This is a genomic window from Streptomyces sp. MH60, assembly GCF_002939385.1.
Classification (GTDB): domain Bacteria; phylum Actinomycetota; class Actinomycetes; order Streptomycetales; family Streptomycetaceae; genus Streptomyces.
Map to the genome: position 1 here is coordinate 35608 of NZ_MULI01000001.1, position 26392 is coordinate 61999.

Genomic DNA, 26392 nt, shown 5'->3' on the forward strand with positions numbered 1-26392 from the left:
GACCGGGTAGGCGTTCTCGAGTCACTGACCTGGAAAGGCCACCGCCGATGCCGCTCACCGCCGCCGCCCGTCCGCAGACCGCCGACTTCCGTGGTGCCAGGCGCCCCGCCCGGATCGGTGCCGCCGAGACCGAGATCCTGCGCATCGTCACCGACGCGCGCACACCCGTCTTCGTCACCGTGCGGGCGGACGGACGGCGCAGATACAGCTACTGGCGCCCCCTGGACTCCGCCACCGGCCGGGGCGGCTGCTACGCCGCGCTGCCGACCGCCGAGTGCGACGCGCTGCACGCCGCGGGCCGGATCACTCTCGGCGAGCCGCTCGCCGACCCGGACCGGATCACCTACCGGGTCAGCGCCACCCGCACCCCGGCGGCGCCGCTGCGCGCGCTGCCGGAGCGGGCGCGCGCCGCGTGAGAACGGCCCGTGCCGTACGGCGCGCGAAGCGGCCGACTCGCCGAGACGGCACCGCCGTTCAGTGTTCGAGCGGTGCCCGCAGCGCGGGGTCCGACGCCGCCCGCCACACCTCGGGCAGCTCCTGCTGCCGAGCTTCGGCCCCCGCCCGTTCGAGGCCGTGCAGCAGTCCCCAGGTGAACGCCGACTCACCCGCCCCGTGGGCGGCCACCGCCAACTCCCGCAAGGTGTCCTGGGCGACCACGGCGTCCTGGTGGTCGCCGAGCAGTCGCTGCACCGCCTTGGCACGCTTGCCGAGCCGGGCGACCGGCTTGCCCAGTGCGGGACGCGCGACCTCGGCCGCGTAGCGGAGCTTCTTGGCCGCCTTGCGCGCCTCGTGCAGCTCCGCCTCCCGCGACCGGCCGGCCGGCCGCGCCATCGCGCGCTCCATCCGTCCGGCGAGACGGCCGTACTCCTTGAGCACCGCCCGGGCCATCGTACGGGCGGGCTTCCCCGCGGCCTTGGCGCGCAGCGGCGGTCGCCGGACCAGGGAGTCCAGCGCGTCCAGCAGACGCAGGTAACGAGGCGTGGCCAGCGCCTCCCGCGTACGGGACCGCCCCTCGCCGCCCTGGGACACCTCCCAGACGCGCAGCCGGGCGGCCACGGGACCCAGCACGAGTGTGTCCGGCAGCTCCGCCACCGCGGCGCCGATCCGTTCGCCCAGCACCTCCTGGTCCCGCGCCGCTCCCAGCTCACCGGCCAGCCAGCGCAGTTCCGCGCGCAGGGGATCGGTGACCCGCCGGTCGAGCACCGACCGGTACGAGCGCAGGCAACCGCGCAGCCGTCGGCACGTGACGCGCATCTGGTGCACCGCGTCGGGCAGGTCACCGCGGACCGCCGGATCCAACGACACCAGCTTGCCCACCTGCTCACTCACATACGCGAGCACGTAGGCGCCCGCGGACCCGGGCACCACCGCCGAGCGAGGCTCCCGGTCCACCTCCGTCCCCGTCTCCCGCAGCGCCCGGGCGAGCTTGGACGGGGAGTCGGCGCGGACGATCCCCTTCTTGCGGAGCTTCTTCTCGACGACGTCCAGCAGCCCGGCGGGCACACCGTCCGCGAGTTCGACCTCCAGCTCGCCCCACTCGGCGCGGCCACCGCCGGACGCCGACGCGTCCGCGCGTACCTCGTCGAGGCTCAGCTCGGCGAGCACCCTGCCGTCCGCGTCCCGCAGCCGACGCACGGTCCGGGTGGACCGGATGCGTACGACCGGACGCAGCTCGGCACCCCGCGTGCGGGACAGGGCCAGCTCGCGCAGCGACTCGGGCACGTCGTCCGACAGCGCGGCCCACACCTCCTCCCGGGTGTCCCCGGCCAGCGGCAGCTTCAGATGCCAGCCCGCGTCCGGACCGCCCGTACGCCGGCGCAACGTGACCGAGGAGCGGGCGAGCCGCAGATCCTCGGTGTCGTGGTACACCGCGTCGAGTTCCTCGGGCCCGGCCGTGGTCACCGAGGCGACGGGCCCGGCGCCGGTGAGGTCGGGCAATCCGGCGACGCCGCCGGAGGGGGGTTCGTACTTCCGCTCTGTCTCGCGCTTCGACTGGGTCATGCTGTGGTCTTCGACGCGATCCGCCGAATCAAACCCCCTACGTGGCCAGCCAGGGGCGCGGATCGGTGTAGTACCCGTCGAGGATGACCTCGAAGTGCAGGTGGGGGCCGGTGGACAGACCGGTGGAACCGACCCGCCCGATCGGGGTCCCGGCCTCCACGGTCCGCCCCACGGCCACGCCCAGGGAGGAGAGGTGACTGTAGGTCGTCTCCACCCGCTTGCCCTGGATGGTCCCGTGGTCGATCACGATGCGGTTGCCGTAGGCGCTGGTGAGCGCGGCGAACACGACGCGGCCCCGCCGTGCCGCCACGACCTGCGCGCCCTGCGGGGCGGCGAAGTCCACGCCGGTGTGCAGCTTGGTCACCCCGGTCAGCGGGTGCTCCCGGGACCCGAAGGGCGAGGTGATGGTGAGCGGGCTCACCGGCGCGGTCAGCAGGGCGCCCGCGGGGCCGCCCGCGCCGCCGCCGGAGTCCTCCCGGTCGAGTGCCTCGTAACGTGGCAGCAGGGCCTGGACCTCGTCGAGGTACGTCTTCGCATCCGCGGGGACACGCCCCGCCTCGGTCACGGCGGCCGGTCCCGCGGCGTACGCGGCCAGGGTCAGCTCCACGAGGTCGCCGCTGACCCGGCCCTCGGTGCGCAGTTCGGTGACCTTCTTCGCCAGCGAGCAGTCCCGCCGGCCCAGCGCCATGATGGCGTCCGCCGGATCGCGGGGCGAGGACTTCCCGTTTCCGTCGTCGTCCTTGCCCCAGGTCCGCCACTCGCTGTCGGTGAAGGCGGCGATGCCCTTCTGGCCCGAGAGGTCGTCCGAGTCGTCGACCCAGCCCGAGAGCTGGTCGATCTGCGCGGCGAGCACGGACGGCTCAAGCACGGTGCAGGCCGAGGCGGCCTTGCGCAGCCACGGGACGTAGGAGGGATCGATGTCGGCCCCGGCGGACGCGCCGGTGTCGGAGTCGTCGGGCCACGGGTCGGGCAGTCCGCCCAGCGCGAGGAAGGCGGCCACACCGGTGACGGTCAGGAGCCCCGGCAGCAGCAACAGGGTGAAGGGCCCCGGTCCGCGGCGCTTTCGCTTGCGCGGTTGCTCCGGTTGCTCCGGTTGCTCCCGCTGCTCCGGCCGGTCCGGCCGGTCCGGCGGCTCCGGCCGGTTCCCGGCCGGTCGGGGGCCGTTCGTGCCGTCGGGCGTCTGCGCCACGGTCAGCCGCTCGTCGTTCATCTGGCCGCTCGCCGGGACGTGATACTCACGAGGGGACGCTATCGCCTCTCCTGTGCCGGCGTCAGGAGCCGTCGAGGCAGCGGGAGATGCCCGAACGGGCACGGCACCCGGCGCCCGTCCGCCCCACCGGGGCACGCGGACGACGACCTGTCCCGGCCGTCACCCCCGGGGCGACCCGGGCCGCGCGGTCGAGGGCGGCGAGGGCCGGACGGCGAGGACCGCGATGTCGTCCGCGCTGTCCGCCCCCAGACCGATCAACAACTCGTCGCAGAACGTGTCGAGGGGCTCGCGGGCCAGGTCGGCGGCGTGCCGGCGCAGCCGGTCCAGGGCCTCGTCGAGGGGCTCGTCGCGGCGCTCGACGAGGCCGTCGGTGTACAGCAGGAGCGTCGAGTGGGCCGGCAGCGCGTCACGGGCCGTGCTCCGGGCCGCATGGGGGTCCATGCCGAGCAGCAGGCCGGCACCGCCGTCGAGGTAGTGGGTCCGGCCGTCCCGGGTGGTGAGCAGCGGCGGCGGATGGCCGGCGGAGGAGTGCGTCAGCTCCCAGGGGCCCTCGGGAGGCCCCTTGATCAGACCGTAGACGCAGGTGCCGGTCGCCTCCCGGTGGAGACTGTGGTTCGCCAGGTCCAGCCGGCGCAGCACCTCCGCGGGCGGCTCCTCGCGGTCCACCGCGATGCCTCGGAGCATGCTGCGCAACTGGCTCATCGCGATGGCCGCGTCGAGGTCGTGACCCGTGACGTCGCCGATGACCAGCGCGGTGTTCCCGCCGGGCAGGACGAAGCTGTCGTACCAGTCCCCGCCGACCTGCGCGGTGGTCGAGGAGGCGGCGTAGCGGGCGGCCAGCCGCAGACCCTCGACCTCCGGCAGCACCGGGAGCAGCGAACGCTGGAGCCGTTCGGCGATGGAGCGGGTGTCCTGGTACAGACGGGCGTTGTCCACCCCCAGCGCCAGACCGTGCACCAGGTCGTCGACCAGCGTGAGGTCCTCCTCCGTGAACGGCGGGCCGCCGGACGCGCGGGCCAGCGTCAGGGCGCCGAAGATCTTGCGGCGGGCCCGCAGCGGAGCGACGACGGCGCTGCCCGCCCCCAGGTCCCGGAACAGGTCGACATACGCCCGGTCCAGCGCGCTCCCGGTCTGGCCCGGCTGCGGTGCGTCGGTCAGCAGGAGCGGCCCGGCGCCGCGCAGCACCCGGGCCAGCGGGCCCCGCGACTCCTCGGCGACCTCCGAGAGCGTCCCCTCGTACGCCCCCGGACGCAGGGCCCGGGGGTCCCGGTGGACGACGCAGACGCGGTCCACCCGGGCGTCGGCGGTGAACAGGTCCACCACGCACCAGTCGGCCAGCCGCCGCGTCAGCAGCCGGCCGGCCCGCTGCAGCCCCTCGTCCAGGTCCAGCGTGTTGTTGAGCTGCGCCGCGAGTTCGGCCAGAAGGGTGAGCCGGTCCAGCGCCGTCAGGCCGCCCCGGGCACCGGCCGTCCTGGTTCCGTCCGTCCCGGCACCGGCGTCCGGACCGGCCGGTGCCCGGCCCCCGTCGGGCTCCCCGACGGCCGCCTCCCGGATCCTGCCGGGAGTCCGGGGACCGCCCAGGAACGTGGCCGCCCGCGGGACGAGCTGGGCGACGAAGACGGTGCGGCCGTCGGCCGTCTCCTGGGTCTGGATGTACAGCCGCACCGGAACCAGCCGGCCGTCGCGGTGCAGCGCCGGAAGCGGCACCGAGCGGCCCACGATGCGGGTCCGGCCGGTGAGCAGCATCGAGGTGAACGCCGCCGTGTGCCGCTCGCGCAGATGCTCGGGGACGAGGGTGGTGAGACGGCGCCCGACCAGGTCGTCCGGGTCCCAGCCCAGCAGGTCCGCCGCGGCCCCGTTGGTCGCCACGATCCGGTTGCCCTCGTCGGCGGCGACGGTCGGCATCCTGCTGGCCCGCACCTGGCCGACGTCCCACGGGACGAGCTCGGCGGAGCTGACCTCAGGCGCGCGGGGGACCACGGTCCACGCGGTGGGCGGCCCCCCGGTCAGCTGCCCGGCGATCTCGTCGAAGAGCCAGTCCTGGAAGGCGCGGCCGCGGGGCAGGGCCGGCAGCGTGAGCAGCCGTTCCTCCCGTGCCCGCGCCTCGGCCAGGCCGAGCACGCGGCGCAGCGCCCGCACCGCCGGCAGGGCGGCGGCCGACAGGGGGAGGGCCAGGGTGCGCAGACCGGACTCGGGGGCCGGTCCCGCCGGCGCGGCCGCCATACCGGCGCTGATCACGTTGTTGACGTCGTGGGCCGCCACGAGGTCCTCGGGCGGCACGCCGAGGGGGTCTCCCGCGGACGCGGCGAGGGTCAGCTCACGCAGCACCGCGTGCCGGTGCTGCCGGCACGCGGACTCCAGGGCGGTCGGCATGTCGACGAGCGACACCGTCCGTTCGGCGGGCAGCGGCGGCACGGTGGTCTCCCACCCGGCCGACGGCGGCGGGGGACCCTCGTGCCACAGCTCGAACCACACCGTCTTGCCCCCGTCGGCGTCGTCCGCCCCGAACCGGGAGGCCAGCCGCTCCACCAGCGCCAGCCCCTGCCCCGTACCGGCGTACGGCGAGCAGCGCTGCGGTACGAGTCCACGGCTCGGCCGCCGGTCACCGACCCGTACGCGCACCCGGCCGTCCAGGCGTGCCACGCTCACCTCGATCTCGGTGCGCGCGTGCAGCACCGCGTTGGTGACCAGCTCGCTGACCAGGAGCTGGGCCGTTCCCACCAGGTCCGAGGGGGCACCGTCCAGCGCGGCGCGCACGAACCGACGGGCCGCCGCGACGCTCACCGGTCGGTCGGGAAAACGCCGTGACACCGCCGCCGGCGGCGGATCGGGGTAACCCATGACCTCAGTGTGGGCCCCGCACGGCCCGCCCCGCAGCGCGCGCCGTTGCGGCGCGCCCCGCTCCCGGCGACCCTCCTGTCCGCCGGTCGGGTGAAGCCACCTGGTGAAAGCCCGGGGACGACGGGCGCCGGCGGAGGACAGACGTGGCAGGTTCGTGCCGGTGGAGGGCCCCGGGTCTGGCAGGCGGCAGATTACTCCGATAGCTTGCAGGTGCGGCCCCGCGTTCTCCCCCGTACGCGGGGCCGCACCAGTGCCGCCGCGAGGCGGTCGGCTCAGAGGGCGAGTACGCCCCGCAGTCCTGGTTGCAGCCGGTCCCCGTGCGCACGGACCATGTCGTCGCACAGCTGCCAGATCTCCTCGACCCTGAGCGTCGCCGCCGTCGCCGGGTCGGCCATCGCGGCGTGCCTGATGTGCCGCGGGTCGTCCTCGGTCGCCGCCCGCACCACCAGGTCGGTGGTGCTGAGGTAGGCCCGGTTGAGGGCCGCCAGCTGCGGGGGCAGCGCGCCGACGCGGGTCGGCTGGAGGCCCGCGGAGTCGACCAGGCACGGCACCTCGACGGTGCCCCGGGCCGGCAGGTTCTCGATCAGCCCGTGGTTCGGCACGTTGCCGTAGACCGTGCGGGGCGTGCCGGTCACCATGCTGTGGATGATCTGCGGCGCGTACTCCATGGTGCCCTCGACCGTGAGCGGCGCCCCGCACGCCAGCGCGTCGCGGGTGCGCTCGTACTCGGCCACGTTCTCGTCCACGATGCCCAGATAGGCGCCGACGGGCAGCCGCAGCCGGTCGATCTCGCTGTCGTGGTGCAGGTACCAGGGGACGTACTCGGAGGAGTGCTCGCTGGTCTCCGTCGGGTAGTGGCCGAGGCGCCGGTACATGTCCATGCGGACCCGGCGGCGCAGCTGCGGGTCCTCGGCGATCAGGGCGTCGAGGCGCGGGTGGAGGTCCTCGCCCCCGTGCTCCAGACGCAGCACCCACGCCTGGTGGTTGACGCCCGCGGCCCGGTAGGTGACCTCCTCGTAGGGGACCTTCAGCAGCTCGCACAGGCCCTGGACGGTCCAGTACACGGAGTGGCACAGCCCCACCACCCGCGTCAGACCGGTCGCCTCGGCGAGGTACTGGACGTTCATCGCCATCGGGTTGGTGTAGTTGAGCAGCCAGGCGTCCGGGCAGACCTCGGCGATGTCCTGGCCGAGCGCCTTGAGCAGCGGGAAGGTGCGCAGGGCGCGGAAGATGCCGCCCACGCCGAGGGTGTCGCCGATGGTCTGGCGCAGCCCGTACCGGGCCGGGACCTCGAAGTCGGTACGGGTCGCCTCGCCCATGCCGACCTGCACGATGTTGATGACGAAATCGGCACCGACCAGCGCCTCGCGGCGGTCGGCGTGCGCGGTGACCCGCGGGCGGGCACCGCGCTCGGCGGCGATGTACTCGGCGGCGGCCCGCGCGGTGGCCAGGCGCTCCGCATCGATGTCGTGCAGCGCGATGTGCGCGGACTTCAGCTCGTCGAAGGCGAAGAGGTCGGCGAGCAGACCCTGGGTGAAGACGACGCTGCCGGCTCCGACGAAGGTGATCTTGGGTGCGTTCGGGTGGGCGGTGCTCATGCGGGGTTCTTTCCGTTGCAGGTGACCTGGACGAACGCTTCGTCCCAGGTGGGCTGGGCAGTGGTGCCGCCGTGCGCGCGGGCGGCGTGGTCTTCCCCGGACCGAGGGCGGACGACGGGCGGGCGGTCAGCCCTTGAGTCCGCTGGAGGTGATCGACTGGATGAAGGTCTTCTGCGCCCCGAGGAAGGCGAGCAGGACCGGCAGCACGGTGATGACGTTGCCCGCCATCACGGCCGCCCACTGGGTGTGGTGCTGGCCCTGGAACGTGGTCAGGCCCAGTTGCAGGGTGTACTGCGTGTCGTGGTTGATGGCGATCAGCGGCCACGTCAGGTCGTTCCACGTGGTCAGGAAGGTGAGCACGGCCACCGTGGCCAGCGCCGGACGGGACAGCGGCAGCACGATCCGCCACAGCACCCGCAGCCGGGAACAGCCGTCGATCCAGGCGGCCTCCTCCAGCTCCCTGGGCAGCGAGAGGAAGAACTGCCGCAGCAGGAACACCGCGAACGGCGTGACCAGCGACGGCACGATCAGCGCGCCCAGGGTGTCGATGAGGCCGAGCTTCTTCATCACCAGGAACGTCGGGATCATGGTCAGCTGGAACGGCACCGCCATGGTGGCCAGCATCAGCCCCATCAGCACCCGGGAGCCCGCGAACCGCATCCGGGCGAAGGCGTACCCGGCGAGCGAGCCGAAGACGAGGTTCGCGGCGACCGTGACGGCGGAGACGATCAGCGAGTTGACGAACCAGCGGGGGAACATCGCGTTGCCCAGCACATAGCGGTAGCCGCCGAGGTCGATGCCGGACGGCCACAGCGCGGGCGGAAAGCGGTTGATCTCCGCGTTGCTCATCACCGAGCTGAGCACCAGCCAGACCAGCGGCACGGCGAAGACCAGGGCGAGCGGCGCCAGCAGCAGGTGCCAGGGGCTGAACGGGAGCCGCGGGCGGCGCCGTTCGCCGGCGGGCGCCGTCACGATGTCGTGGGCGCCGGCGGCGGTGCCGGGCCGGGCGGAGGTCGCCGTCATGATCGGGCCCCTTCGAGACGGTGGCGTCCCCGACGCCGGACGATGCGGACGGCCCCGGCGACCAGTCCGAGGGCGACGGCCAGGACGTAGGCGGCCGAGGCCCCGTATCCGGCGGTGGCGTTCTTGAAGGCCTGCTCCCAGATGAAGTAGACGATCACCGTCGTGGAGCCGAGCGGCCCGCCCTTGGTGGTGACGTACACGAGGTCGAAGACCTGGAGGGACTGGATGGCCTGCCACAGCACCAGGAAGACGGTGACCGGCGTGAGGGTGGGCAGCGTGACGTGGCGCAGCAGGTGCCGGCGCCCGGCGCCGTCGAGGCGCGCCGCCTCGATCAGGGACTGCGGCACGTCCTGGAGGGCGGCGAGGTAGACGACGACACAGAACCCGGTGCCGCTCCACAGGGTGATCGCGACCAGCACCAGGAGCGCCTGGGAAGGGTCGGACAGGAAGCCCTGCGACGAGACGCCGAGGCGGTGCAGCACCGAGTTGGCGGCGCCGAACTCCGGGTCCAGGATGAACGAGAACAGCACACCCTGCGCGGTCGCCGACAGCACGAACGGCACGAAGATCAGGGTGCGGTAGAGGCCGACGAAGCGGATGCGCCGGTTCAGGACCAGGGCGAGGGCCAGGCCGAACAGCAGGCTCAGCGGCACGTACAGGACCGTGTAGAGCAGGGTGTTGCGGACCGCCTGGCTGAAGTTCGGGTCCTGGGCGAGGGCGCGGTAGTTGTCCAGGCCGACCCAGCGGCTGGGCGTGACCAGGTCGCTGGCCTGGAAGGACAGCAGCAGCGACCAGACGACCGGGACGATGCTCAGGCCGAGGACGATCAGGACCGCCGGTGAGACGAACGCCCAGGCGGTGCCGGTTTCGCGGCGGCGCTTGCGGCGCAGTGGCCGTGGGTCCGGCGGCGGGCCCTCGACGGTGATGGGGCGGGGGAGGCGCGGCATGGCGGTGTGGCTCCTCAACGCGGAATGAGCAGGGCGGCGTTGGCTTCGTCGGCGCAGGCGCGCAGCGCCTTCTCGGGGGTGCTGCGCCCCAGGAGCACGGCGACGATCGCCTGTCCCAGCGCCTGCGAGACCTCCGGGTACGCCGGGTGGACGGGGCGCACCCGCGCCGTCTCCAACGCCGTGGTGAACACGTTCAGGCCCTCGGTGCGGGCGACCTTGTCCCGCCAGGCGGGCAGGGCCTCGGTGCGGCGGCTGAGCGGGAGGCTGCCGGCCTCGATGTCCCAGCGCACGTCCTGCTCGGGCCGGGCGAGCCAGGTCAGGAAGGTCCGGGCCGCCGTCGACCGGGCCTCGCCGTTGTCGAACACCGTCCAGGTGTCGGGACCCGAGATGGTGACCGGGCGTCCGCTGAAGGAGGGCAGGGGGGCCACGTGGTAGTCGACCCCGGCGGTCTCGATGTCGGGCAGCTGCCACGGCCCGGTGACCACCATGCCCATGCGGCCGGACTGGAACACCTGGTACATCTGCTCGCTGCCGGGCTTGGGATCGACGTACACGCTCTTGTCCCGGGCCAGGTCGGCCACCACCTGAAGCGCCCGGGCGCCGGTGTCGGCGAAGCCGATGCCCTTGCCGCCGTCGTCGACGACGTCGCCGCCCAGGTCCCAGATCAGCGGCCACAGACGCCACACGGTGTCCTCGTCGCCCGTGCCCGGCCAGCCGGTGCCGAAGCGGCCCCGGCCGGACTGGGTGAGCGTGCGGGCGCAGGAGACGAAGTCCTGCCAGGTCCAGCCGGGCTTCGGCAGCGGCAGGCCGGCCTCGCGGAACAGCTTCTTGTTGCAGACCACGGCGAGCGAGTCGAGCACCGCGGGGGCGGCCCTGACCCTGCCGTTGAGCGTGACGGCGTCCCTGGAGGCCGCCCAGTAGTTCTTCCACGGCACGGGTCCCGACCCGACCATGTCGGTGAGGTCCACGACCTGCGGGCTGCGGGCCACCCGGGCCAGGTCCGACCCGAAGATGTAGGCGATGTCGGGGTAGGAACCGGCGGCGAGGGCGGCCGTCACCTTCTGCAGCATGACGTCCGACAGCACGCCGCCGCCCAGCTTCACCCTGATCTTCGGGTGGGCCCGTTCGAAGTCGGCGACGAGCCCTTCCAGGGCCTTCTTCGCCGTGTCCGCCTGGCCGTGCCACATCTCCACCGTGACCGTGCCGTCGGCCGCGACGCCGTCGTCCGTACCGGCCCCGCAGCCGGTCACCGCGGTGCCCGCGACGGCCGCGAGCGCGGCACCCCCGCCGGCCCGCAGCACACCCCTGCGCGAGGGGCGCGCGGCACGTCGGACCGCATCCATCTGTACCTCCAAGGACTGCACTGGCCGTCGGGTGGTGTCAGCAGGTCTCACGGACGTAGCCGCTGCTGCCCTTCGGCGACACGTCCAGGTCGCGCCGGACGATGCTCAGCTCGTCGCCGAAACCCGCGCACGCCTTCGACAGGCCCTTGGCGGTGTACTCGATGACGATCACCCGGTCGCCGAACTCGGCCGTGTAGTCGCCGCACTCGTCCCACTCGCCGCACTCCTCGGCGACCGCGAAGTCCAGCCCGTTCCGCTCGCGGTTCGGGGCCAGTTCGACGGTGTTCTTCTGCCCGATGGCCAGTCCGTCGGAGTGCGCGCGCTCCGCCAGCAGTTTGATCAGGCCCTGCGCGTCGGCGGCGTCCAGCAGGTCGCCCGCGCGGGTGTAGCTGTCGTAGTTGTCCGGTTCGACGGCCTGGAACCCCTTGTCGGCGCAGCCGTCGATCCACGTGCCGACCTTCTCGGCGATGCGCTCGCGCTTGTCGGCGGTGCGGATGTCGAGGAAGGCCTCGCCCCAGGCGGTGTCGTAGACGACGTCGCCGTTCGCGTCGCGCAGCAGCAGGTCGTCGTCCCAGTCCTGCTCGGCGCCGGGCTGGGCCTGGAAGGCGTTGACGTAGCAGATGTTGTACAGGCCCGGCGCGGGGGAGGCCGTGTGGTCGCGGCTGACCACCTTGACACCGGCCGGCGGGGTGTAGGCGCCGCCGATCTGGTAGTCGAAGCCCGCGTGGGCGGGCGGCGGGGTGTAGGTCGCCGCCTCGGCCGGGGTGCTGCCCGGGACGAGTGCGGCGGCGGTGACGAGGACGGCGGTGGCACCTATGCCGGCCAGTACCGGCTTCCTGGGGGTGTGCACCTGTGTACGGCTCATGGTTCGAGCTCCGGAGGTTGGTGGGCACGTCCCCGCCTCGGAGGCGCGTGGCCGTCCTGGCGACTCAGTCCGGGCTCCTGGCGCGAAGCCAGCTACCGGCTGGGCGTACCTCTGCCGCCGATCACACGACATCGGCGTTGATCGGGAGTAAATCGACCGGATCCAGGCCCTGTCAAGGGTTCGAAACCAGAGAGGTGATGCATGAAGATGATCGAAATCTGCTCGTACGGCGCAGAAACAATCATCATGCGTCGGTTCCCGGATGTCCGGGAACGATGGATGAGGGCCGGGCGGGAGCCGTGATCACCAGCTCCCGCGGGGGCTGGTAGCGTCGCGTGGTCGCGGCGGGCGGCGCGAGAGAGGTGTCGGTGCGTGGGAGAGCGGCAGGACCGTGACTGGGTGGCGATGACCCCGGGCGACTTCGACCGGGACGCCCCGCTGGTCCTCAACGTGGGCACCGGCCCCGCCACCGTCCCGGCCGAGCCCGACGAGTACGGCACCGCCCCCCTGTTCGGCGAGACGGCACCCGAACCCGGCACCCGGCCGCGCAACCGGCGGGGACGGCCCGCGCCCGGTCAGGAGCGGCTGTTCTGACCGTCCCCGCCGGGAGTCACGGGGCGGGCACCTCGTCCACGAACCCGGTACCGGCGGCGCGGTACCCGGCGACCTTCGCGGCCACCTCGGCCGGGGTGAGCACCTGGTCCTTGACGTGCAGCACGTAGTCGACCTGCTGGTCGTAGGCGCGCGGCGTCGTCGAGGTCTGGCCGTTCAGGTCGATCAGCCACTGGTTGAAGTTGATCGACATCGGCCGCTCCGGCAGGTACTGGGCGCCGTGCGTGCCGAACGGCTGCCCGTCCACGTAGTAGGTGATGGCGCTGCCGTCGATCGTCACCACCAGGTCGTGCCAGCCGGCGTAGCTGGTGCGCTGCTCGGAGTGCTGGTTGACGGCCTGCCAGGGATCGGGGTTGTAGGTCTCCCAGGAGGTCGTGTACAGGATGTTCGAGGGTTCGCCCCACCCGCCGTTCGGCAGGTACTCGAAGTCGTACTCGGCGTAGTCGTCGGCCATCGGCGCCTTGAGGTCGTTGATGGTGAAGAAGGTCTGCACCAGGTGGTCCCCGTCGGGCCCGGACTTGGGCGCGTCGGCGAACTTGACCCGCGCGGCGTACGTGCCGTCCTTGAACTTCGTCGACTTGGTCAGGACCTCGGTCTGCGTGGTGGACGCGCCGGTGCCGGCCGTGGAGGTCTCCAGGTTCATCACCGAGTTGCCGCCCGCTGAGACGAAGGTGACCTTCGACGGGTCCCAGGTGGCACCGGGCACGCCGGGCCCGCCGGAGTTGGAGCGCACGCTCCAGCCGTGCGCCGAGATCGCGGGATCCGTGTGCGAGCTGTAGTCGAAGTCGTCGAAGAGCGTCTGACCGCCGCCGGGAGGATCGGTCGGGTCCGTCGGATCGGTCGGGTCGGTGGGGTCGTTGCCCTCGGGAGCCGCGCCCCAGACGGTGGCCCCGGCCAGCTGGGCGGTGACCTTGTCCCAGTTCGCGTACGAGGTCTGGGCGCCGTTGAAGGAGTAGTCGTCGCTCTGCCGCAGCGTCTGCCAGTTGCTCTGGTAGAAGCGCAGTTGCAGGTCGCCGGTGTCCGCGCCGGGTGCCAGAGAGCCGGCCGCCGCCGTGAAGCCGACCTCCAGGTAGCGGTCGGCCGTCGCGGTCGGGTGGCTCAGGGTGCCGAACGTACCGGTGACGGCGGCGCAGCCGCGCACCGCCCAGGAGCAGGCGAAGCGGTAGGAGGCGTTCGGGGAGTCCGCCTTGAAGTAGTAGCGGATCTTCACCTGGCTCAGCTGCACGGTGGACGAGCCGGTGTTGCGGACCTTGAACCAGGGTTCCGTCTGGTCCGCGGTGGCTCCGCTCGCGCTGGTGCGGTACTGGACGCTGAGACCGTCGGCGGCGGGAGCGGCCTGGGCGGGGAGGGCGGTCAGCGCACCGCCGCCCAGCAGGACGGACAGGGCGAGCGCCAGGCGGGCGCGGCCGACGGCGGGTCGGTTTCTCATGCGGGATCCTTTCGGCACGGCTCCCGCCTGAGCGGGAGCGTCGATGGGTGGTGCGTGGTGTGGGGGAACGACGAGGGGACCGGTCCGGCCGGCGGGGCGGCGTGCGGGACGTCCAGGGCGTCCAGGCGGGCGCGGTGCCCGGCCAGCCGGGTCGTGAAGTCCCGCCAGCCCGACGTGCCGTCCCAGACCCGGTCGGCGAGCGCGCACAGCCGGGGGAAGGTGAGGTACTCGATGTGCTCGGGAGTGCGCACGAACTCCGTCCACAACTGGCCCTGGGCGCCCAGCACCCGGGACGCCGCCTCCCGGGTCGGCGCCGCGAGGTCCACGTCGTGGACGGCGCGCAGGTCGACGACGCCTCCCGGCTGCGCGGGCGGCTCCCCGGGACTCGCGGTGCGCGCGTAGTCGAAGTAGGTCGCGCGGTGGTCGGCGTGCACGACCTGGTGACCGCGCAGTGCCGCCGCCCGGGCGTGCGCCGGTTCGCGCCAGCTCATCACCGTGCAGTCCAGGGGGAGGGCGACGCCGCTCTCGGCCCAGACCACCGGCCGGCGTCCGGCGCGCACCAGGTGCTCGGACAGCCGCGCGATGAACCAGGGGTGCAGCGCACGGGGCCCCGCCAGCCCTTCCCGGGCGGCACGGGCCCGCGCCGCCGGGCTCCGCTCCCACTCCGTGGTGGGGACCTCGTCCCCGCCGAGGTGCACGTACGGCGACGGGAAGACGTCCATCACCTCGTCCAGGACGGTGCGGAAGAAGTCCAGGACGTTCTCGCCGGTGCCCAGGACGTTCTCGCACACGCCCCAGCGCGTCCACACGTCCAGTCGGCGGGCGGGGTCGGTGCCCAGCTCGGGGTAGGCGGCCAGGGCGGCGCGGACGTGCCCCGGCACGCCGGTCTCCGGCAGTACGCTCACCCCGCGCTCCGCCGCGTACGCGACCAGCTCCCGCAGCTCGGCACGGGTGTAGGAGCCGCCGTGCGGCACCCCGTCGAACCGGTCGCCGCCCGCCGGGCCCACCATCGACTCCGCGCGCCGGCCGCCGACCTCGGTGAGCCGGGGGTGGGCGGCCACCGGCATCCGCCAGCCCTGGTCGTCGGTGAGGTGCAGGTGGAAGACGTTCAGCTTGTGCAGCGCCAGCAGGTCCACGTAGCGCCGCAGATAGGACACCGGCTGGAAGTGCCGGGCCACGTCGAGCATGGAGCCGCGCCAGGCGTGGCGGGGTACGTCGGTGATCTCCACGGCCGGCAGCTCCCACGGCACCCCGCGCACCGGCCGCCCGGACAGGGCGTCGTAGGGCAGGAGTTGCCGCACCGTCTGCACGCCGCGCAGCAGCCCGGCCGGGCGGGCGGCCCGGAGCAGGGCGCCCTGGGGGCTCACGGTCAGGCCGTACCCCTCCTCGCCGAGGCCGGTCAGCGCCGGGTCGAGGGCGAGCACGAAGGCCCCGTCGGTCGCGGAGTCCAGGCGCAGTCCGGTGGCCGGGGCGAGCAGGGTGCGCAGCAGGGTCGCGGCCGCACCGGCGCCCGGGGTGACCCGCAGCCGGGTCGTGCCGTCGAGGCGGAAGCGGCCGGAGCGGGTGGAGAGGCGGCTGGGGCGGGGAACGAGGGCCAGTTCGGGGCGTGGCAGGTCCACGGGGCGGCTCCGGTGGTCGGCGGTGCGCGACGGCGAGGAGGACGGAAGGAGTGGGGAGGGGGAACGGCGGGCCCGGTCAGCCCTTGACGCCTCCCGAGGCCAGACCGGCCGTCACATGCCGTTGCAGGGCGAGGAAGATGATCAGCGCGGGGAGTGCGAAGAGCGTGGAGGCGGCCATGGTGGCCCCCCAGTCGGTGCCGAAGGTCGACTGGAACGAGGAGAGCCAGACCGGGAGCGTGCGGCTGTCCTGCTGCTTGATGATGAGGAAGTTGGCGTAGGTGAACTCGTTCCAGGCGGTGATGAAGCCGAACAGCGAGGTGGCCATGAGCCCGGGGGCCAGCAGCGGGAACGCCACCTTGCGGAACGCCATGGCACGGGTGCAGCCGTCGACCTGTGCCGCCTCCTCCAGCTCCGGCGGGATGCCCGCGATGAAGCCGCGCAGCACGACCACCGTGAACGGCAGCGTGATCATGAAGTAGATCAGGGTCAGTGTCGGCAGCCGGTCGAGCATCCCGGTGTCGCGGGAGATGATGTAGATCGGGATGATCAGTGACTCCCAGGGCGCCATCTGCGCGACGAACACCGCCAGCATGAACTGCCGGCGCCCGCGCCAGCGCATGCGGGCCACGGCGTAGGCGGCGCCCAGGGCGACCAGCAGGGCGAGCAGGACGGCACTCAGGGTGACCAGGAGGCTGTTGCGCCAGAACAGCGCGAAGCCGTCGGCGCCGACCGCCTTCCGGAAGTGCTCGAACGTCCAGGCGCCCGGCACCAGCCGGGGATCGTAGGACTGGATGTCCGTCGACGGTTTGAACGCGGTCGTGACCATCCAGTACACGGGGAACAGGCAGACCACCACGGTGAGCGCGGCGGCGGCGTTCAGCGGGAGGCGGCGCAGCGCGCGGCGCACCGGGGGACGGGGACGCGGGGTGCTCACGGCTGCTCGCCCTCCTGACGGAACAGTTGACGGAAGTAGAGGACCAGCACGCCGCTCATCAGCAGGACCGTGAGCATCGAGGCGGCGGAACCCAGGTCGTAGCGCTGGTGGGCCAGCGCGGTCTGCACGGCGTACACCGGCAGGATGGTGGTGGCCTCGCCCGGTCCGCCGCGGGTCATCACCCAGATCTGGACGAACGCCTTGAACGTCCAGATCACTTCGAGGGACAGGACCAGCATGAAGATCGGCCGGATCAGCGGGAAGGTGACGGAACGGAAGACGCGGGTGGCCCCCGCGCCGTCCATGCGGGCCGACTCGTACAGTTCGGCCGGCACCGTGACCAGCGCCGAGTAGAGCGTGATCGCGGCGAACGGCACGGACTGCCAGACGATCAGCACCACCACGATGCCGAACGCGGCCCCGCCGTGGGCGAACCAGGGATAGCCCTCGAACGACTCGAACCCGAGGCCGGTGAGGGTCTCGTTGACGATGCCGAACTCGGAGTGGAACAGCCACTGGAAGACGGTGGTGGCCGCGACCACCGGTACCGCCCAGACCAGGACCAGGGAACTGAGGACCACGGTCCTGGCCACCCGCCCGAGCCGCTCGGTCATCAGCGCGACCAAGGTGGACAGCACCATGATCGCGACGACGTTGACCGCCATGAACACGAAGGTCCGGCGCACCACCTCCCAGAACTCCGGGTCGCCGAGCAGCGTGCGGTAGTTGCGCAGCCCGACGAAGTCGGCGTCGCCCAGGATGAGTTGGCGCAGCCGGAAGTCCTGGAAGGAGATGAGTACGGCGCGGACCAGCGGATAGAGCAGCAGGTACAGCATGCCCAGCACGGCGGGGGCGACCAGCAGGTACGGCCAGAGCGCCCCCCGGCCCGCGGCGCCGGGCGGCACGCTCCGCTCACGGACGGTCGACACGTCGCCTCCTGATCTCGTGGTGTCGGGGACGACGGCGGTCAGGAGTCGCTGCCCAGCGTCTCGGTGATGGTCCGGGATGCCTCCGCCGCCGCCGACTTCGCGTCCTCGCCGGTGAGCACAGCCGTCATGTACTCCTTGATCGGGTTCTTGGCCTCGACCGCCGCCCACTGGGGCGTGTTGGGCGTGGCGTGTCCGTTGGCGGCGCCGGCCGCCATGGCCGCGGTGCCCGGGTCGCCGGCGACGGCGCCGGCCAGGGTGGTCTTGTTCGGCACGTAGCTCATGGCGACGGCGAGCTTCTTCTGCCAGGCGTCACCGGTCAGTTCGCGGATGAGGGTGAACGCCTCCTCCTGGTGGGCGGCGACGGCCGGGACGACCAGGTCGGAACCGCCGGTGAAGACGGCGCCCGGACGGTCGGCGGTCTTGCCGGGGATCGGGAAGAAACCGAGCTTCCCCTTGAGTTCCGGGTTCTTCTCCTCGATGACCTTGGCCCCGCCCGGCACGGCGATGATCTGGGCGACCTGCCCCTTCGCCATCACCTCGGCCTGCGGCGGCTGGGCCTCGTCGGAGTCCTTGGGGCCCTTGCCGAGGGCCTGGAGACGCCGGTAGAAGTCCATGGCCCGCAGTGCCCCGGAGCTGTCCAGGCCGCCCTTCCACCCGCCGCCGGACTTCACGGCCAGGTCGCCGCCCTCGTCCCAGACGAAGCCGGACAGCACGTACCAGTTCTGCCCCGGCAGGTAGATGCCCTGGGTCCCGCCCGTGTTCAGCTTGCGGGTGGCGGCGATCCACTGGTCCCTGGTCCTGATCCGCGCGGGATCGATCCCGGCCTTCTCGAACAGGTCGGTGCGGTGGATGACGACCCGGTTGGCCGCGTAGTACGGGATGCCGTACTGCTTGCCCTCGTACGACCCGGGCTCCGCGAGCCCCTCCAGCCAGTCGCCGCCGCCCAGTTCCCCGACGCGGTCCGAGAAGTCGGTGAGGCCGCCGCTCTGGGCGTACTGGGCGACCTGGGTGTTGCCGACCTCGATGACGTCCGGGGCGTCGTTGCTGGCCAGGGCCGCGGTCACCTTCTCGCCTATGCCCTCCCACTCCTGGATCTGGATCTTCACGTCGATGTCCGGGTGGGCCTTCTCGAAGCCCGTCTCGAACTCCTTCTGGAACTGGGCCGAGACGCTGTCGCGCATGAGCCAGACGTCGAGGGCGGTTCTGCCGTCCCCGGCGCCGTCGGAGGTGCCGTCGGACGAGGAGCAGGCGACGAGCCCGGCACTGAGCACCAGTGTGGAGAGCAGGGCGAGCGAACGGTACTTCACGGTTCACCTCTGGGAGAGCTGGAAGGGACGACACACCCACAGTTGACCAGTAAGGGGCGCTGGGCTTACCAGTCGGCGTTGGTCGAAGGTGGCATGGACCAATGAGGGCGTCAACCCCTCACGTATGTACGGGTTTTAGGCCGATCGAACCGGTGGAGTGGCTGGTTCGCGCCCGAGGTGGACAGGTAAGCTCGGCTGACCAGCAGACCAGTTACGGGAGTACTGCATGGAGATCGACGCCGCCGCCTCCGGTGCGGTGCTCAAGCGGGAGCGTGTCCGCGACGCCGTCCTGGAGCTCATCGAGGACCGGCGCCCGGGGGACGCGATTCCCTCGGAGCGCACCCTGTGCGCCGAACTCGGCGTGTCCCGGCCCACGTTGCGTGCCGCGGTCGACGAACTGGTGGTCGCCGGACTGCTGGTGCGCGAGCACGGCCGGGGCATGTTCGTCGCCGCCGAGAAGATCACCCAGGAACTGGTCTCCGACCGCCGGGCCTTCAGCCTCCCGCAGGCCGCCGGTGCCTGGACCAGCAGGCTCCTGGAGGTCCGCACCCTGCCCGCGGGAGCCCGGGTGGGCCGCAAGCTGCGCATGTCGCCCGCGGCGCAGATCCACTACGTGGCCCGCCTGCGCCTGGTCGACGGCTCGCCCATGGCCATCGAGTACCTGCACGTGCCCGCCGACCTCGTCTCGGACCTGACCAGTGAGGAACTGGAGCAGGGCGACCTCTACGAGCACCTGGGCGAGCGGCACGACGTCCGGGTCAGCGAGGCCGTGCAGTCCATCGAACCCACCGTGGTCACGCGCGCCGAGGCCGACCTGCTCGACGTGCCCGAACTCTCCCCGGCACTCCTCTTCGAGCGGCTGACCACCGACACCCGGGGCCGGCCCGTCGAGTACGTGCACTCCCTCTACCGGGGCGACCGCTACCGGATCGTCTCCCGGCTCACCCTGGGCCCGCGCGACCGGACACCGCCCTCGGACGAGGGCCACCATCCGGGCATCCCGCCGGGGGACTTCACCACCAAGGGCCCCGTCACGCTTTCCACGCGCGGGGTGGTGCAGGACGGGATGTAGCGGCGCCACAGGTGCGCGGAAATGCTCGGAACGGCTTTGCATCGAGCACGTATTGACATGTCTCGGCTGACGCCGCAGAGTCATGCCCCGAATGTGCTCGACAGCTCGACAGCCCGACGTTGCCCGACCGCGCCCCGACCGTGATGCGAACCACCACGAGGAGTGTTGCCGTCATGTCCGAAACGCCCGCTGTCTCACGCCGACTGCTCCTGGGCTCCGCCGCCGCCACCGGCGCCCTCGCGGCCGGAATCGGAGCCGCCGCCCCGTCCGCGTCGGCGGCGGCCGAGCAGGCGCCCCGCCGCAGGCCCGGCCAGACGTCGATGATCGGCGTGCCCTTCGCCGCCCACTGGACCGTCCGCGTCGCGGTCATCGGCCTCGGCAACCGGGGCGGCGGCATGATCACCGGCTGGGCGTCCGTGCCCGGCTGCACCGTGACCGCCGTCTGCGACATCCGCGCCGACCGGGCCAAGCGCGCCGCCGACCGCCTGGAGAGCAAGGGCGCCCCGCGCCCCGCCGAGTACGGCGGCTCCGCCGACTCCTACGCCCGGATGCTCCGCCGCGACGACATCGACCTCGTGTACGTCGCCACGCCCTGGGAGTTCCACCACGAGCACGGCCGGGCCGCGCTCCTCAGCGGCAGGCACGCCGTCGTGGAACTCCCCGTCGCGACGGAACTGCGCCAGCTGTGGGATCTCGTCGACACCTCCGAGCGCACTCGCAGACACCTGCTCCTGGCCGAGAACTGCAACTACGGCCGCAACGAACTGGCCATGCTGAAGGCGGCGCACGACGGGCTGTTCGGAGACCTCACCAACGGCCACGGCGGCTACCTGCACGACCTGCGCGAACTCCTCTTCTCGGACACCTACTACACCGACTCCTGGCGGCGGCTGTGGCACACCCGCAGCACCGCCTCCTTCTATCCCATGCACGGGCTGGCCCCGATCGCGGCGGCCATGGACGTCAACCGCGGGGACCGCATGACGACCCTGCGCGCCACCGCGACGGCCCCGAAGGGGCTGGCCGACTACCGGGCCCGCTTCGTGCCGCGGGACCACCCGTCCTGGAAGGAGACCTACATCAACGGTGACCTGGTCACCTGCCTGATCGAAACGGCGAGGGGCAGGACGATCCGGGCGGAGCACGACGTGAGTTCGCCCCGGCCCTACAGCCGGATCAACACCCTCGCGGGCAGCCGCGGCATCGTCGAGGACTACGCGGGACCCGCCCCGACCGGCGCCCGCGTCTACGTCGAGCCGGACCACAGCGGCCACACCTGGCGCGACTTCGAGGGCTACCGCAAGGAGTACGACCACTGGCTGTGGCAGAAGGTCGGCGACGACGCCGCGAACAACGGCGGACACGGGGGCATGGACTACGTCCTGCAGTGGCGCACCGTCCAGCTGATGCGCGCGGGGCTGGTACCGGACATCGACGTCTACGACTCGGCCGCCTGGTGCTCGCCCGTCCCGCTCAGCGTCACCTCGCTGGCCAGGGGCGGCCGCCCCGTCGAGATCCCGGACTTCACCCGGGGCGCCTGGCGGGAGCGCAGGCCCGGCCTGGACTCGGCGCCCACCGACATGCCGCCCGTCGGCTGAGCACGGCACGCGGGCCGGCCCGCCTACGGCAGCCGCCCGCGGGGCGCCCTACCGCGCCAGGACCTCCTCCGGGCCCATGACGACGACCGGCCCCTTGTCCGGGTCCAGGGCGGTCAGCAGCGCGCGCATGTGCTCCTCGCTCAGGGACACACAGGCGTTGGTCGGCCCGTCGTGGTCCACGTGGATCCAGACCCCGCCGCCCTTGTCCTCGCCCATGGGGCGGGTCTTGTCCAGCGGGGTGGTGCCGGCCACCCGGTTGTAGTCGATGGCGACCACGTAGTCGAACGACCCTTCCAGGGGCTCGCCCAGGTACCCGGTGCCCGACACGGAGAACTCCGGGTCCTCGTCGTAGGGGAGCCGGGTGCCCGGGTCGGGCAGCCGGCCCCCGGCGTCGCTGAGGCCGAAGACGCCGATGGGCGAGTGCAGGTCGCCCGCCTCGTGGTCGTCGGTCCAGCCGCGCAGGCCGTTGTGCGCGGGCCAGGGACCGGCGACCGCACGCCAGCCCTCGGCCGGGTACTGCTCGTAGAGCACCACCTGGGACCGCGACGAGCTCTCGTCCTCACCGGTGACCACCAGGGCCTGCCGGGTGCCGTCCGGGAGCCGCTCCCGCATGACCGGGCCGACCCCGGGGAGGGGGCGGGGGAAGGAGCGCGGGGGAGCGGGGCGCGGGGCTGTGGAACTCGCGGGTGCGTGCGCGTCCTGCGGGGAGGCGCCCGCGGGCTCCCGGGTGCAGCCGGTGGCCAGCACGCCGGTGCACATGACAGCGCCGATCACCAGGGCCAGCGCTTTCCTGACGGTCATATCGATCTCCGACTCCGTGTGTGGACTCTTCATAGCTAGACCACTTCCGGAACCGCGTCGTGCGGCCGCCTCGCCGTCTCCCCCGGATGGCGCAGCGGGGACCCGCACGGCGGCGGTCGAGGCCTCAGGTCGGCAACAAGGTTCCCGCTCACCCCCCTTACTCACTGGTGAGGCTCGGACATGCCGTGTAGCGTCAGCAGCAGATGTCGTGGTTCGCCCAGACCGCCCGCGCCGGAGTGCGGGCGGTTTGCTGTGCAATGCCGGAGGACCAGGACGACCACCTCCGGGTTCGCGCGGTGCGGATCCGATAACGGCTGAAAGGCAAAAGGCATGGCCAGCGGAACTGTCAAGTGGTTCAACTCTGAAAAGGGCTTCGGCTTCATCGCGCAGGACGGCGGCGGCCCCGACGTCTTCGCGCACTACTCCAACATCAACGCTCAGGGCTACCGCGAGCTGCAGGAAGGCCAGGCCGTGACCTTCGACATCACCCAGGGCCAGAAGGGCCCGCAGGCGGAGAACATCACCCCCGCCTGATCGGGAGATCGCCGAGCAGGGCGGGGTCCCGGGGGAGCGCTCGTTTCCCCGGGGCCCCGCCCTGTGGCATGTCGTCCCCCGGACGGGCGGCCGTCAGCGCACGTCGCGGAAGAAGTCGAGCAGGGCGGCCGTCAGCTCGGCGGGGGCGTCCTCCTGCACCAGATGGCCCGCGTGGGCGATCGGTTCCCAGCGGGCACCGGGGACCAGACCGGCCAGTTCGCGTCCCTTGGCCACGGGGATCCAGGCGTCCTCCTCGCCCCAGCAGATCAGCGTCGGCACGTCGATCCCGGCGTACCGATCCTGTATCTCGTCGGTGTACCGCTGGTCCGCCTGGGCGATCTGCCGATAGAAGGCCGGCTGACCCGTTTCGCCGAGCCAGGGCTCGACCAGCCGGTCCAGGACCGCCGGGTGCAGCCCCGGGCCGCCGGTGGAACCGATGTACTCGCGCACCAGCGCCCGGTGCAGCGCCTCGGGCAGCTGCTCGAAGACCTCGGCGTGGTCGCGGACCAGGCGGAAGAACGGCGACCCCCAGGGCGCCAGCGCGACCGGGTCGACCAGGGCGAGCGCCGCGTACCGGACGCCGTGCAGCAGATGGGCCCGCAGGGCGACGGCACCGCCGAAGTCGTGCGCGGCCACGAGGGGCTCCTCCAGCCCCCAGTACTCCAGCAGCTCCGTGAAGAGACGGCCCTGCTCGGCCAGCGACACGTCCTGTCCGGCGCTCTTCTCCGACAGTCCGTAGCCGGGCATGTCCCAGACGAACACCTGGTGGTCGCGCCCCAGCGAGCGGGCCACCGCGCGCCAGACGTACGAGGAGAAGGGCGTGCCGTGCAGCAGGACCAGCGGGCGCCCGTCCGGGGCGCCCAGCCGGTTCCAGCGGACGGTGCCCGAAGCGCCGGCGAACGACTCGGGCAACGGCCATGCGGGCATGGTGCGGGTTCCTCTCGGTCCGACGCGGATCAGGACGTCACGGCTTGCGGGCGAGTCCGCCGTGCTCGCCGATGGGCTTCGGGTCGTCGGCGTCCGCGTCCGGACGCCACTGGGTCACCGGGACCACGCCGGGCTCCACCAGTTCCAGACCGTCGAAGAACGCGGTGATCCGGTCGACGGTGCGCAGGATGTACGGCGCGGCGCCGCTCTCGTTGTAGGCGTCCTGGGCCCGGTCGAACTCCGGGTCGACGCCGCGCGACCCGTCGTTGATCGAGAGGTAGCTGCCGGACGGCAGGGCGTCGACGAGCCGGGCGGCGACGGAACGCGCCTGGTCGTAGTCGGGGATGTGGCCCAGGATGTTGCTGAGGATCAGCGCGATGGGCTGGTCGAAGTCCAGCGTCTCGGCGGCCGCCGCCAGGACGGTGTCGGGGTCGAGCACGTCGGAGTCGATGTACGCGGTCGCGCCCTCGGGCGTCGAGTACAGCAGCGCACGGGCGTGGGCGAGGACCATCGGGTCGTTGTCGACGTAGACGATCCGGCTCTCGGGCGCGATCCGCTGGGCGACCTCGTGGGTGTTGTCGGCGGTCGGCAGCCCGGTGCCGATGTCCAGGAACTGCCGGATGCCCGCCTCGGTGACCAGGTGGGTGATGTTGCGGCGCAGGAACGCGCGGCTGCTGCGGGCGACGGTGACGATGCCGGGGAAGACGGCGGTGTACGCGTCCCCGGCCTGCTCGTCGACCGGGTAGTTGTCCTTCCCGCCCAGCCAGTAGTTCCAGATCCGGGCCGAATGCGGCACGGACGTGTCGATCTTCTGCTGCGCGGCGTGGCCGGGGGTCGTCGAGGGGTCGCTCATGGGTGCGGTCCGTCTTTCAGCCGAGGCGTGGATGCTTGACCACAACCTACGACGCAACGGCCCCCTTCTGTACACCGGTTGGCCGACGGGCCCGGACGGCACCGGGCAGCCGTCCGGACGGCGGCGGTCCTCACAGCCTGGAGACGTTCTTCGAACGTCCGTTGGACGCCGGCTCAGAGCCTGCCGGGTGACCGCCCGGCCGCCTACTGGGCGCTGGCGGCCGGGCGCACCACGATCTCGTTCACGTCCACCTCGGCGGGCCGGGAGACGGCGAACGCGATGGCGTCGGCGATCGCGGAGGCCGGCACGGCCACCGAGCGGTAGGTCTTCATGTCCTCGCGCGCCCGCGGGTCCGAGATGGAGTCGGCCAGCTCGGACTCGGTGACGCCCGGGGAGACCACACTGACCCGGATGTCCCCGGCCGACTCCTGGCGCAGCCCTTCGGACAGGGCGCGCACGGCGAACTTCGTCGCGCAGTAGACGGCGGCGGTCGGCACCACCTCGTACGCGCCGACCGAAGCGACGTTCACGACGTGCCCGCCGCCCTGTTCCCGCATGACCGGCAGGGCCGCCGCGATGCCGTGCAGCACCCCGCGGACGTTCACGTCGATCATCCGGTCCCACTCGTCCACCTTCAGTTCCGACAGGGGCGAGAGCGGCATCACGCCGGCGTTGTTGACCATCACGTCCACGCGTCCCCAGCGCTCGGCGGCGGCCGACACGAAGGCCCGTACGTCGGCGGCGTCGGTCACGTCGAGCCGCCGGAAGCCGGCGGTGCCCCCGTCCGCGGTGATCCGCCCGGCCAGCTTCTCCAGGCGGTCGGTGCGGCGCGCGCCCAGGAACACCCGGTGGCCGTCGGCGGCCAGGCGCAGGGCCGTCGCCTCACCGATCCCGCTGCTCGCGCCGGTCACCAGAACGACCTTGGTGGTCTGCGTCATGACGATGTCCTCCCGATGGATGGTCCCGCAGCTGTCTGCGCCACCGAGTCTGTGCGGTACGGCGGGGACGGACCAGGACGGTTGGTGCCTGGGTGCGGCACACCCCGGCAACGCGCCGACCGGCCGCCGACCTCACCGGACACAGCGCGGACTTCGACGGTTCGCGCATGCCCCACGGCGTGCGCAACGCTCGGGACGCCGAGAACCTGGGCCGGGCGGGGACGGACCCCCGACTTCGTCCGCCACGTCTTCGGCGCGCGCGAGGCCCCCGGTCGGCGACGGGTCGTCCACCGCGCCGACCGCGTGGCCCGAGCACCCGGGCCCTCGGCCCGCGTGTGTCACCAGGCCGCCGGACGGAGGGTGGGCCGCGTGGCTAGCCGGCGTTCGCCGTGCCGCGTGCGGATGCCGTGCGGAGGATGTCGAAGCACTCGGCGAGCAGGGGCCGCAGCGGTGGCTCCTGCCCCTCGTCGATCCAGCGCCGGAAGGCGACCTTGAGCACGGCGATCGCCGCCTCGGCGGCCAGTCCCGCCGTCAGGTCGTCCACGTCGCGCTCACGCAGCGCGTCGGCGAGGGCGCCGGACAGGGAGGCGAGCTTGGTCAGTTCCCGCTCCCGCAGCTCGGCGTTGGCGTCGATGACGCCCTGCCGCAGGCGGACCAGATCGCCGCGCTCCTCGAAGACGCCCGCCGCGGCGTCCAGGGCGGCGGCCACCGCCTCCATCGGCGTCGCCGTCGCGGGCGCCGCCGCGACGGCGTCCACGCACAGCCCCTCCAGCCCGCCGGAACCGCCGAAGAGGACCTCCCGCTTGTCGGCGAAGTGCCGGAAGAACGTCCGCTCCGTCAGCCCCGCACGCTTGGTGATCTCGGCCACCGGGGTCTGCTCGTAGCCGCGCTCCACGTACAGCTCCAGCGCCGCCTGCTCCAGGCGGCCGCGCGCGTTCGGCTCCCATCGACCCATGCCGCGGATTCTACGCGAGGGCAGGCACTGTCATGCCCGGCTCCGCCCGCCCTCCG

General features: G+C 72.6%; 23 protein-coding genes. 5 read left to right on the forward strand and 18 right to left on the reverse strand.

Features of this window, described 5'->3' with window-relative positions; genetic code table 11:
• The first annotated feature begins 47 nt into the window (after positions 1 to 47).
• Positions 48 to 416 (forward strand): hypothetical protein, encoded by a 369-nt coding sequence (locus BZZ08_RS00180; RefSeq protein WP_104630042.1) that lies wholly within the window; start codon positions 48 to 50, stop codon positions 414 to 416.
• Positions 417 to 474: 58 nt separating this feature from the next.
• Here the strand turns inward: BZZ08_RS00180 and BZZ08_RS00185 are convergent, their stop codons facing one another.
• The 8 genes from BZZ08_RS00185 to BZZ08_RS00220 form a co-directional block, all read right to left on the reverse strand.
• Positions 475 to 2001: a CYTH and CHAD domain-containing protein gene (locus BZZ08_RS00185; protein ID WP_104630043.1), complete on the reverse strand. Its 1527-nt coding sequence runs from the start codon at positions 1999 to 2001 to the stop codon at positions 475 to 477.
• A gap of 37 nt (positions 2002 to 2038) precedes the next feature.
• On the reverse strand, positions 2039 to 3211 hold the full coding sequence (locus tag BZZ08_RS00190; RefSeq protein ID WP_104630044.1) for a M23 family metallopeptidase: 1173 nt from the start codon (positions 3209 to 3211) through the stop codon (positions 2039 to 2041).
• A gap of 159 nt (positions 3212 to 3370) precedes the next feature.
• A complete protein-coding gene (locus BZZ08_RS00195) occupies positions 3371 to 6052 on the reverse strand; it encodes a SpoIIE family protein phosphatase (RefSeq protein ID WP_104630045.1) in 2682 nt (893 codons plus the stop codon).
• Positions 6053 to 6324: 272 nt separating this feature from the next.
• Complete coding sequence (melA, locus tag BZZ08_RS00200; protein WP_104630046.1) at positions 6325 to 7650, reverse strand: alpha-glucosidase/alpha-galactosidase; 1326 nt, start codon at positions 7648 to 7650, stop codon at positions 6325 to 6327.
• A 126-nt stretch (positions 7651 to 7776) separates the two neighbouring features.
• Complete coding sequence (locus BZZ08_RS00205; protein ID WP_104630047.1) at positions 7777 to 8673, reverse strand: carbohydrate ABC transporter permease; 897 nt, start codon at positions 8671 to 8673, stop codon at positions 7777 to 7779.
• The gene (locus tag BZZ08_RS00210) at positions 8670 to 9620 is read right to left on the reverse strand and encodes a carbohydrate ABC transporter permease (RefSeq protein ID WP_104630048.1); all 951 of its coding nucleotides are present in this window, start codon (positions 9618 to 9620) and stop codon (positions 8670 to 8672) included. Before BZZ08_RS00210 ends, BZZ08_RS00205 begins: the two co-directional genes overlap by 4 nt.
• Positions 9621 to 9634: 14 nt before the next feature.
• A complete protein-coding gene (locus BZZ08_RS00215) occupies positions 9635 to 10963 on the reverse strand; it encodes an ABC transporter substrate-binding protein (protein WP_104630049.1) in 1329 nt (442 codons plus the stop codon).
• A gap of 37 nt (positions 10964 to 11000) precedes the next feature.
• Positions 11001 to 11828: an endo alpha-1,4 polygalactosaminidase gene (locus tag BZZ08_RS00220; RefSeq protein WP_104630050.1), complete on the reverse strand. Its 828-nt coding sequence runs from the start codon at positions 11826 to 11828 to the stop codon at positions 11001 to 11003.
• 372 nt (positions 11829 to 12200) lie between these two features.
• On the opposite strand from BZZ08_RS00220, the gene BZZ08_RS00225 reads away from it, so the two are divergent.
• Positions 12201 to 12422 (forward strand): hypothetical protein, encoded by a 222-nt coding sequence (locus BZZ08_RS00225; protein WP_104630051.1) that lies wholly within the window; start codon positions 12201 to 12203, stop codon positions 12420 to 12422.
• A 16-nt stretch (positions 12423 to 12438) separates the two neighbouring features.
• Here the strand turns inward: BZZ08_RS00225 and BZZ08_RS00230 are convergent, their stop codons facing one another.
• The 5 genes from BZZ08_RS00230 to BZZ08_RS00250 all read right to left on the reverse strand — a co-directional run bounded on the left by BZZ08_RS00230 (position 12439) and on the right by BZZ08_RS00250 (position 18658).
• On the reverse strand, positions 12439 to 13869 hold the full coding sequence (locus BZZ08_RS00230) for a cellulose binding domain-containing protein (RefSeq protein WP_104630052.1): 1431 nt from the start codon (positions 13867 to 13869) through the stop codon (positions 12439 to 12441).
• The gene (locus BZZ08_RS00235; protein ID WP_104630053.1) at positions 13866 to 15488 is read right to left on the reverse strand and encodes a beta-N-acetylhexosaminidase; all 1623 of its coding nucleotides are present in this window, start codon (positions 15486 to 15488) and stop codon (positions 13866 to 13868) included. Before BZZ08_RS00235 ends, BZZ08_RS00230 begins: the two co-directional genes overlap by 4 nt.
• A gap of 76 nt (positions 15489 to 15564) precedes the next feature.
• Positions 15565 to 16422 (reverse strand): carbohydrate ABC transporter permease, encoded by an 858-nt coding sequence (locus BZZ08_RS00240; RefSeq protein WP_104630054.1) that lies wholly within the window; start codon positions 16420 to 16422, stop codon positions 15565 to 15567.
• Positions 16419 to 17351 (reverse strand): carbohydrate ABC transporter permease, encoded by a 933-nt coding sequence (locus tag BZZ08_RS00245; protein WP_198601190.1) that lies wholly within the window; start codon positions 17349 to 17351, stop codon positions 16419 to 16421. Before BZZ08_RS00245 ends, BZZ08_RS00240 begins: the two co-directional genes overlap by 4 nt.
• 38 nt (positions 17352 to 17389) lie before the next feature.
• A complete protein-coding gene (locus BZZ08_RS00250; protein ID WP_104630055.1) occupies positions 17390 to 18658 on the reverse strand; it encodes an extracellular solute-binding protein in 1269 nt (422 codons plus the stop codon).
• Between the two features lie 226 nt (positions 18659 to 18884).
• On the opposite strand from BZZ08_RS00250, the gene BZZ08_RS00255 reads away from it, so the two are divergent.
• Positions 18885 to 19730 (forward strand): GntR family transcriptional regulator, encoded by an 846-nt coding sequence (locus BZZ08_RS00255; protein WP_104630056.1) that lies wholly within the window; start codon positions 18885 to 18887, stop codon positions 19728 to 19730.
• Positions 19731 to 19903: 173 nt separating this feature from the next.
• The gene (locus BZZ08_RS00260) at positions 19904 to 21328 is read left to right on the forward strand and encodes a Gfo/Idh/MocA family protein (protein WP_104630057.1); all 1425 of its coding nucleotides are present in this window, start codon (positions 19904 to 19906) and stop codon (positions 21326 to 21328) included.
• Positions 21329 to 21376: 48 nt separating this feature from the next.
• Here the strand turns inward: BZZ08_RS00260 and BZZ08_RS00265 are convergent, their stop codons facing one another.
• The gene (locus BZZ08_RS00265; protein ID WP_104630058.1) at positions 21377 to 22129 is read right to left on the reverse strand and encodes a hypothetical protein; all 753 of its coding nucleotides are present in this window, start codon (positions 22127 to 22129) and stop codon (positions 21377 to 21379) included.
• Positions 22130 to 22459: 330 nt separating this feature from the next.
• Here BZZ08_RS00265 and BZZ08_RS00270 point away from each other — a divergent pair, with 330 nt between their 5' ends.
• Positions 22460 to 22663 (forward strand): cold-shock protein, encoded by a 204-nt coding sequence (locus BZZ08_RS00270; RefSeq protein ID WP_003978336.1) that lies wholly within the window; start codon positions 22460 to 22462, stop codon positions 22661 to 22663.
• 93 nt (positions 22664 to 22756) lie between these two features.
• Here the strand turns inward: BZZ08_RS00270 and BZZ08_RS00275 are convergent, their stop codons facing one another.
• The 4 genes from BZZ08_RS00275 to BZZ08_RS00290 form a co-directional block, all read right to left on the reverse strand.
• Positions 22757 to 23590 carry an alpha/beta fold hydrolase gene (locus BZZ08_RS00275; protein WP_104630059.1) on the reverse strand — a complete coding sequence of 278 codons (834 nt, stop codon included), beginning with the start codon at positions 23588 to 23590 and terminating at the stop codon, positions 22757 to 22759.
• A gap of 37 nt (positions 23591 to 23627) precedes the next feature.
• Positions 23628 to 24443 (reverse strand): SAM-dependent methyltransferase, encoded by an 816-nt coding sequence (locus BZZ08_RS00280; RefSeq protein WP_104630060.1) that lies wholly within the window; start codon positions 24441 to 24443, stop codon positions 23628 to 23630.
• Between the two features lie 203 nt (positions 24444 to 24646).
• On the reverse strand, positions 24647 to 25381 hold the full coding sequence (locus BZZ08_RS00285; RefSeq protein WP_104630061.1) for an SDR family oxidoreductase: 735 nt from the start codon (positions 25379 to 25381) through the stop codon (positions 24647 to 24649).
• A gap of 373 nt (positions 25382 to 25754) precedes the next feature.
• A complete protein-coding gene (locus tag BZZ08_RS00290; RefSeq protein ID WP_104630062.1) occupies positions 25755 to 26336 on the reverse strand; it encodes a TetR/AcrR family transcriptional regulator in 582 nt (193 codons plus the stop codon).
• Positions 26337 to 26392 lie beyond the last annotated feature (56 nt).

Coding starts and splice junctions, on each gene's coding strand:
- BZZ08_RS00180 (WP_104630042.1), top strand. CDS start 48: ATGCCGCTCACCGCCGCCGCCCGTCCGCAGACCGCCGACTTCCGTGGT.
- BZZ08_RS00185 (WP_104630043.1), bottom strand. CDS start 2,001: ATGACCCAGTCGAAGCGCGAGACAGAGCGGAAGTACGAACCCCCCTCC.
- BZZ08_RS00190 (WP_104630044.1), bottom strand. CDS start 3,211: ATGAACGACGAGCGGCTGACCGTGGCGCAGACGCCCGACGGCACGAAC.
- BZZ08_RS00195 (WP_104630045.1), bottom strand. CDS start 6,052: ATGGGTTACCCCGATCCGCCGCCGGCGGCGGTGTCACGGCGTTTTCCC.
- melA (WP_104630046.1), bottom strand. CDS start 7,650: ATGAGCACCGCCCACCCGAACGCACCCAAGATCACCTTCGTCGGAGCC.
- BZZ08_RS00205 (WP_104630047.1), bottom strand. CDS start 8,673: ATGACGGCGACCTCCGCCCGGCCCGGCACCGCCGCCGGCGCCCACGAC.
- BZZ08_RS00210 (WP_104630048.1), bottom strand. CDS start 9,620: ATGCCGCGCCTCCCCCGCCCCATCACCGTCGAGGGCCCGCCGCCGGAC.
- BZZ08_RS00215 (WP_104630049.1), bottom strand. CDS start 10,963: ATGGATGCGGTCCGACGTGCCGCGCGCCCCTCGCGCAGGGGTGTGCTG.
- BZZ08_RS00220 (WP_104630050.1), bottom strand. CDS start 11,828: ATGAGCCGTACACAGGTGCACACCCCCAGGAAGCCGGTACTGGCCGGC.
- BZZ08_RS00230 (WP_104630052.1), bottom strand. CDS start 13,869: ATGAGAAACCGACCCGCCGTCGGCCGCGCCCGCCTGGCGCTCGCCCTG.
- BZZ08_RS00255 (WP_104630056.1), top strand. CDS start 18,885: ATGGAGATCGACGCCGCCGCCTCCGGTGCGGTGCTCAAGCGGGAGCGT.
- BZZ08_RS00260 (WP_104630057.1), top strand. CDS start 19,904: ATGTCCGAAACGCCCGCTGTCTCACGCCGACTGCTCCTGGGCTCCGCC.
- BZZ08_RS00265 (WP_104630058.1), bottom strand. CDS start 22,129: ATGACCGTCAGGAAAGCGCTGGCCCTGGTGATCGGCGCTGTCATGTGC.
- BZZ08_RS00270 (WP_003978336.1), top strand. CDS start 22,460: ATGGCCAGCGGAACTGTCAAGTGGTTCAACTCTGAAAAGGGCTTCGGC.
- BZZ08_RS00275 (WP_104630059.1), bottom strand. CDS start 23,590: ATGCCCGCATGGCCGTTGCCCGAGTCGTTCGCCGGCGCTTCGGGCACC.
- BZZ08_RS00280 (WP_104630060.1), bottom strand. CDS start 24,443: ATGAGCGACCCCTCGACGACCCCCGGCCACGCCGCGCAGCAGAAGATC.
- BZZ08_RS00285 (WP_104630061.1), bottom strand. CDS start 25,381: ATGACGCAGACCACCAAGGTCGTTCTGGTGACCGGCGCGAGCAGCGGG.
- BZZ08_RS00290 (WP_104630062.1), bottom strand. CDS start 26,336: ATGGGTCGATGGGAGCCGAACGCGCGCGGCCGCCTGGAGCAGGCGGCG.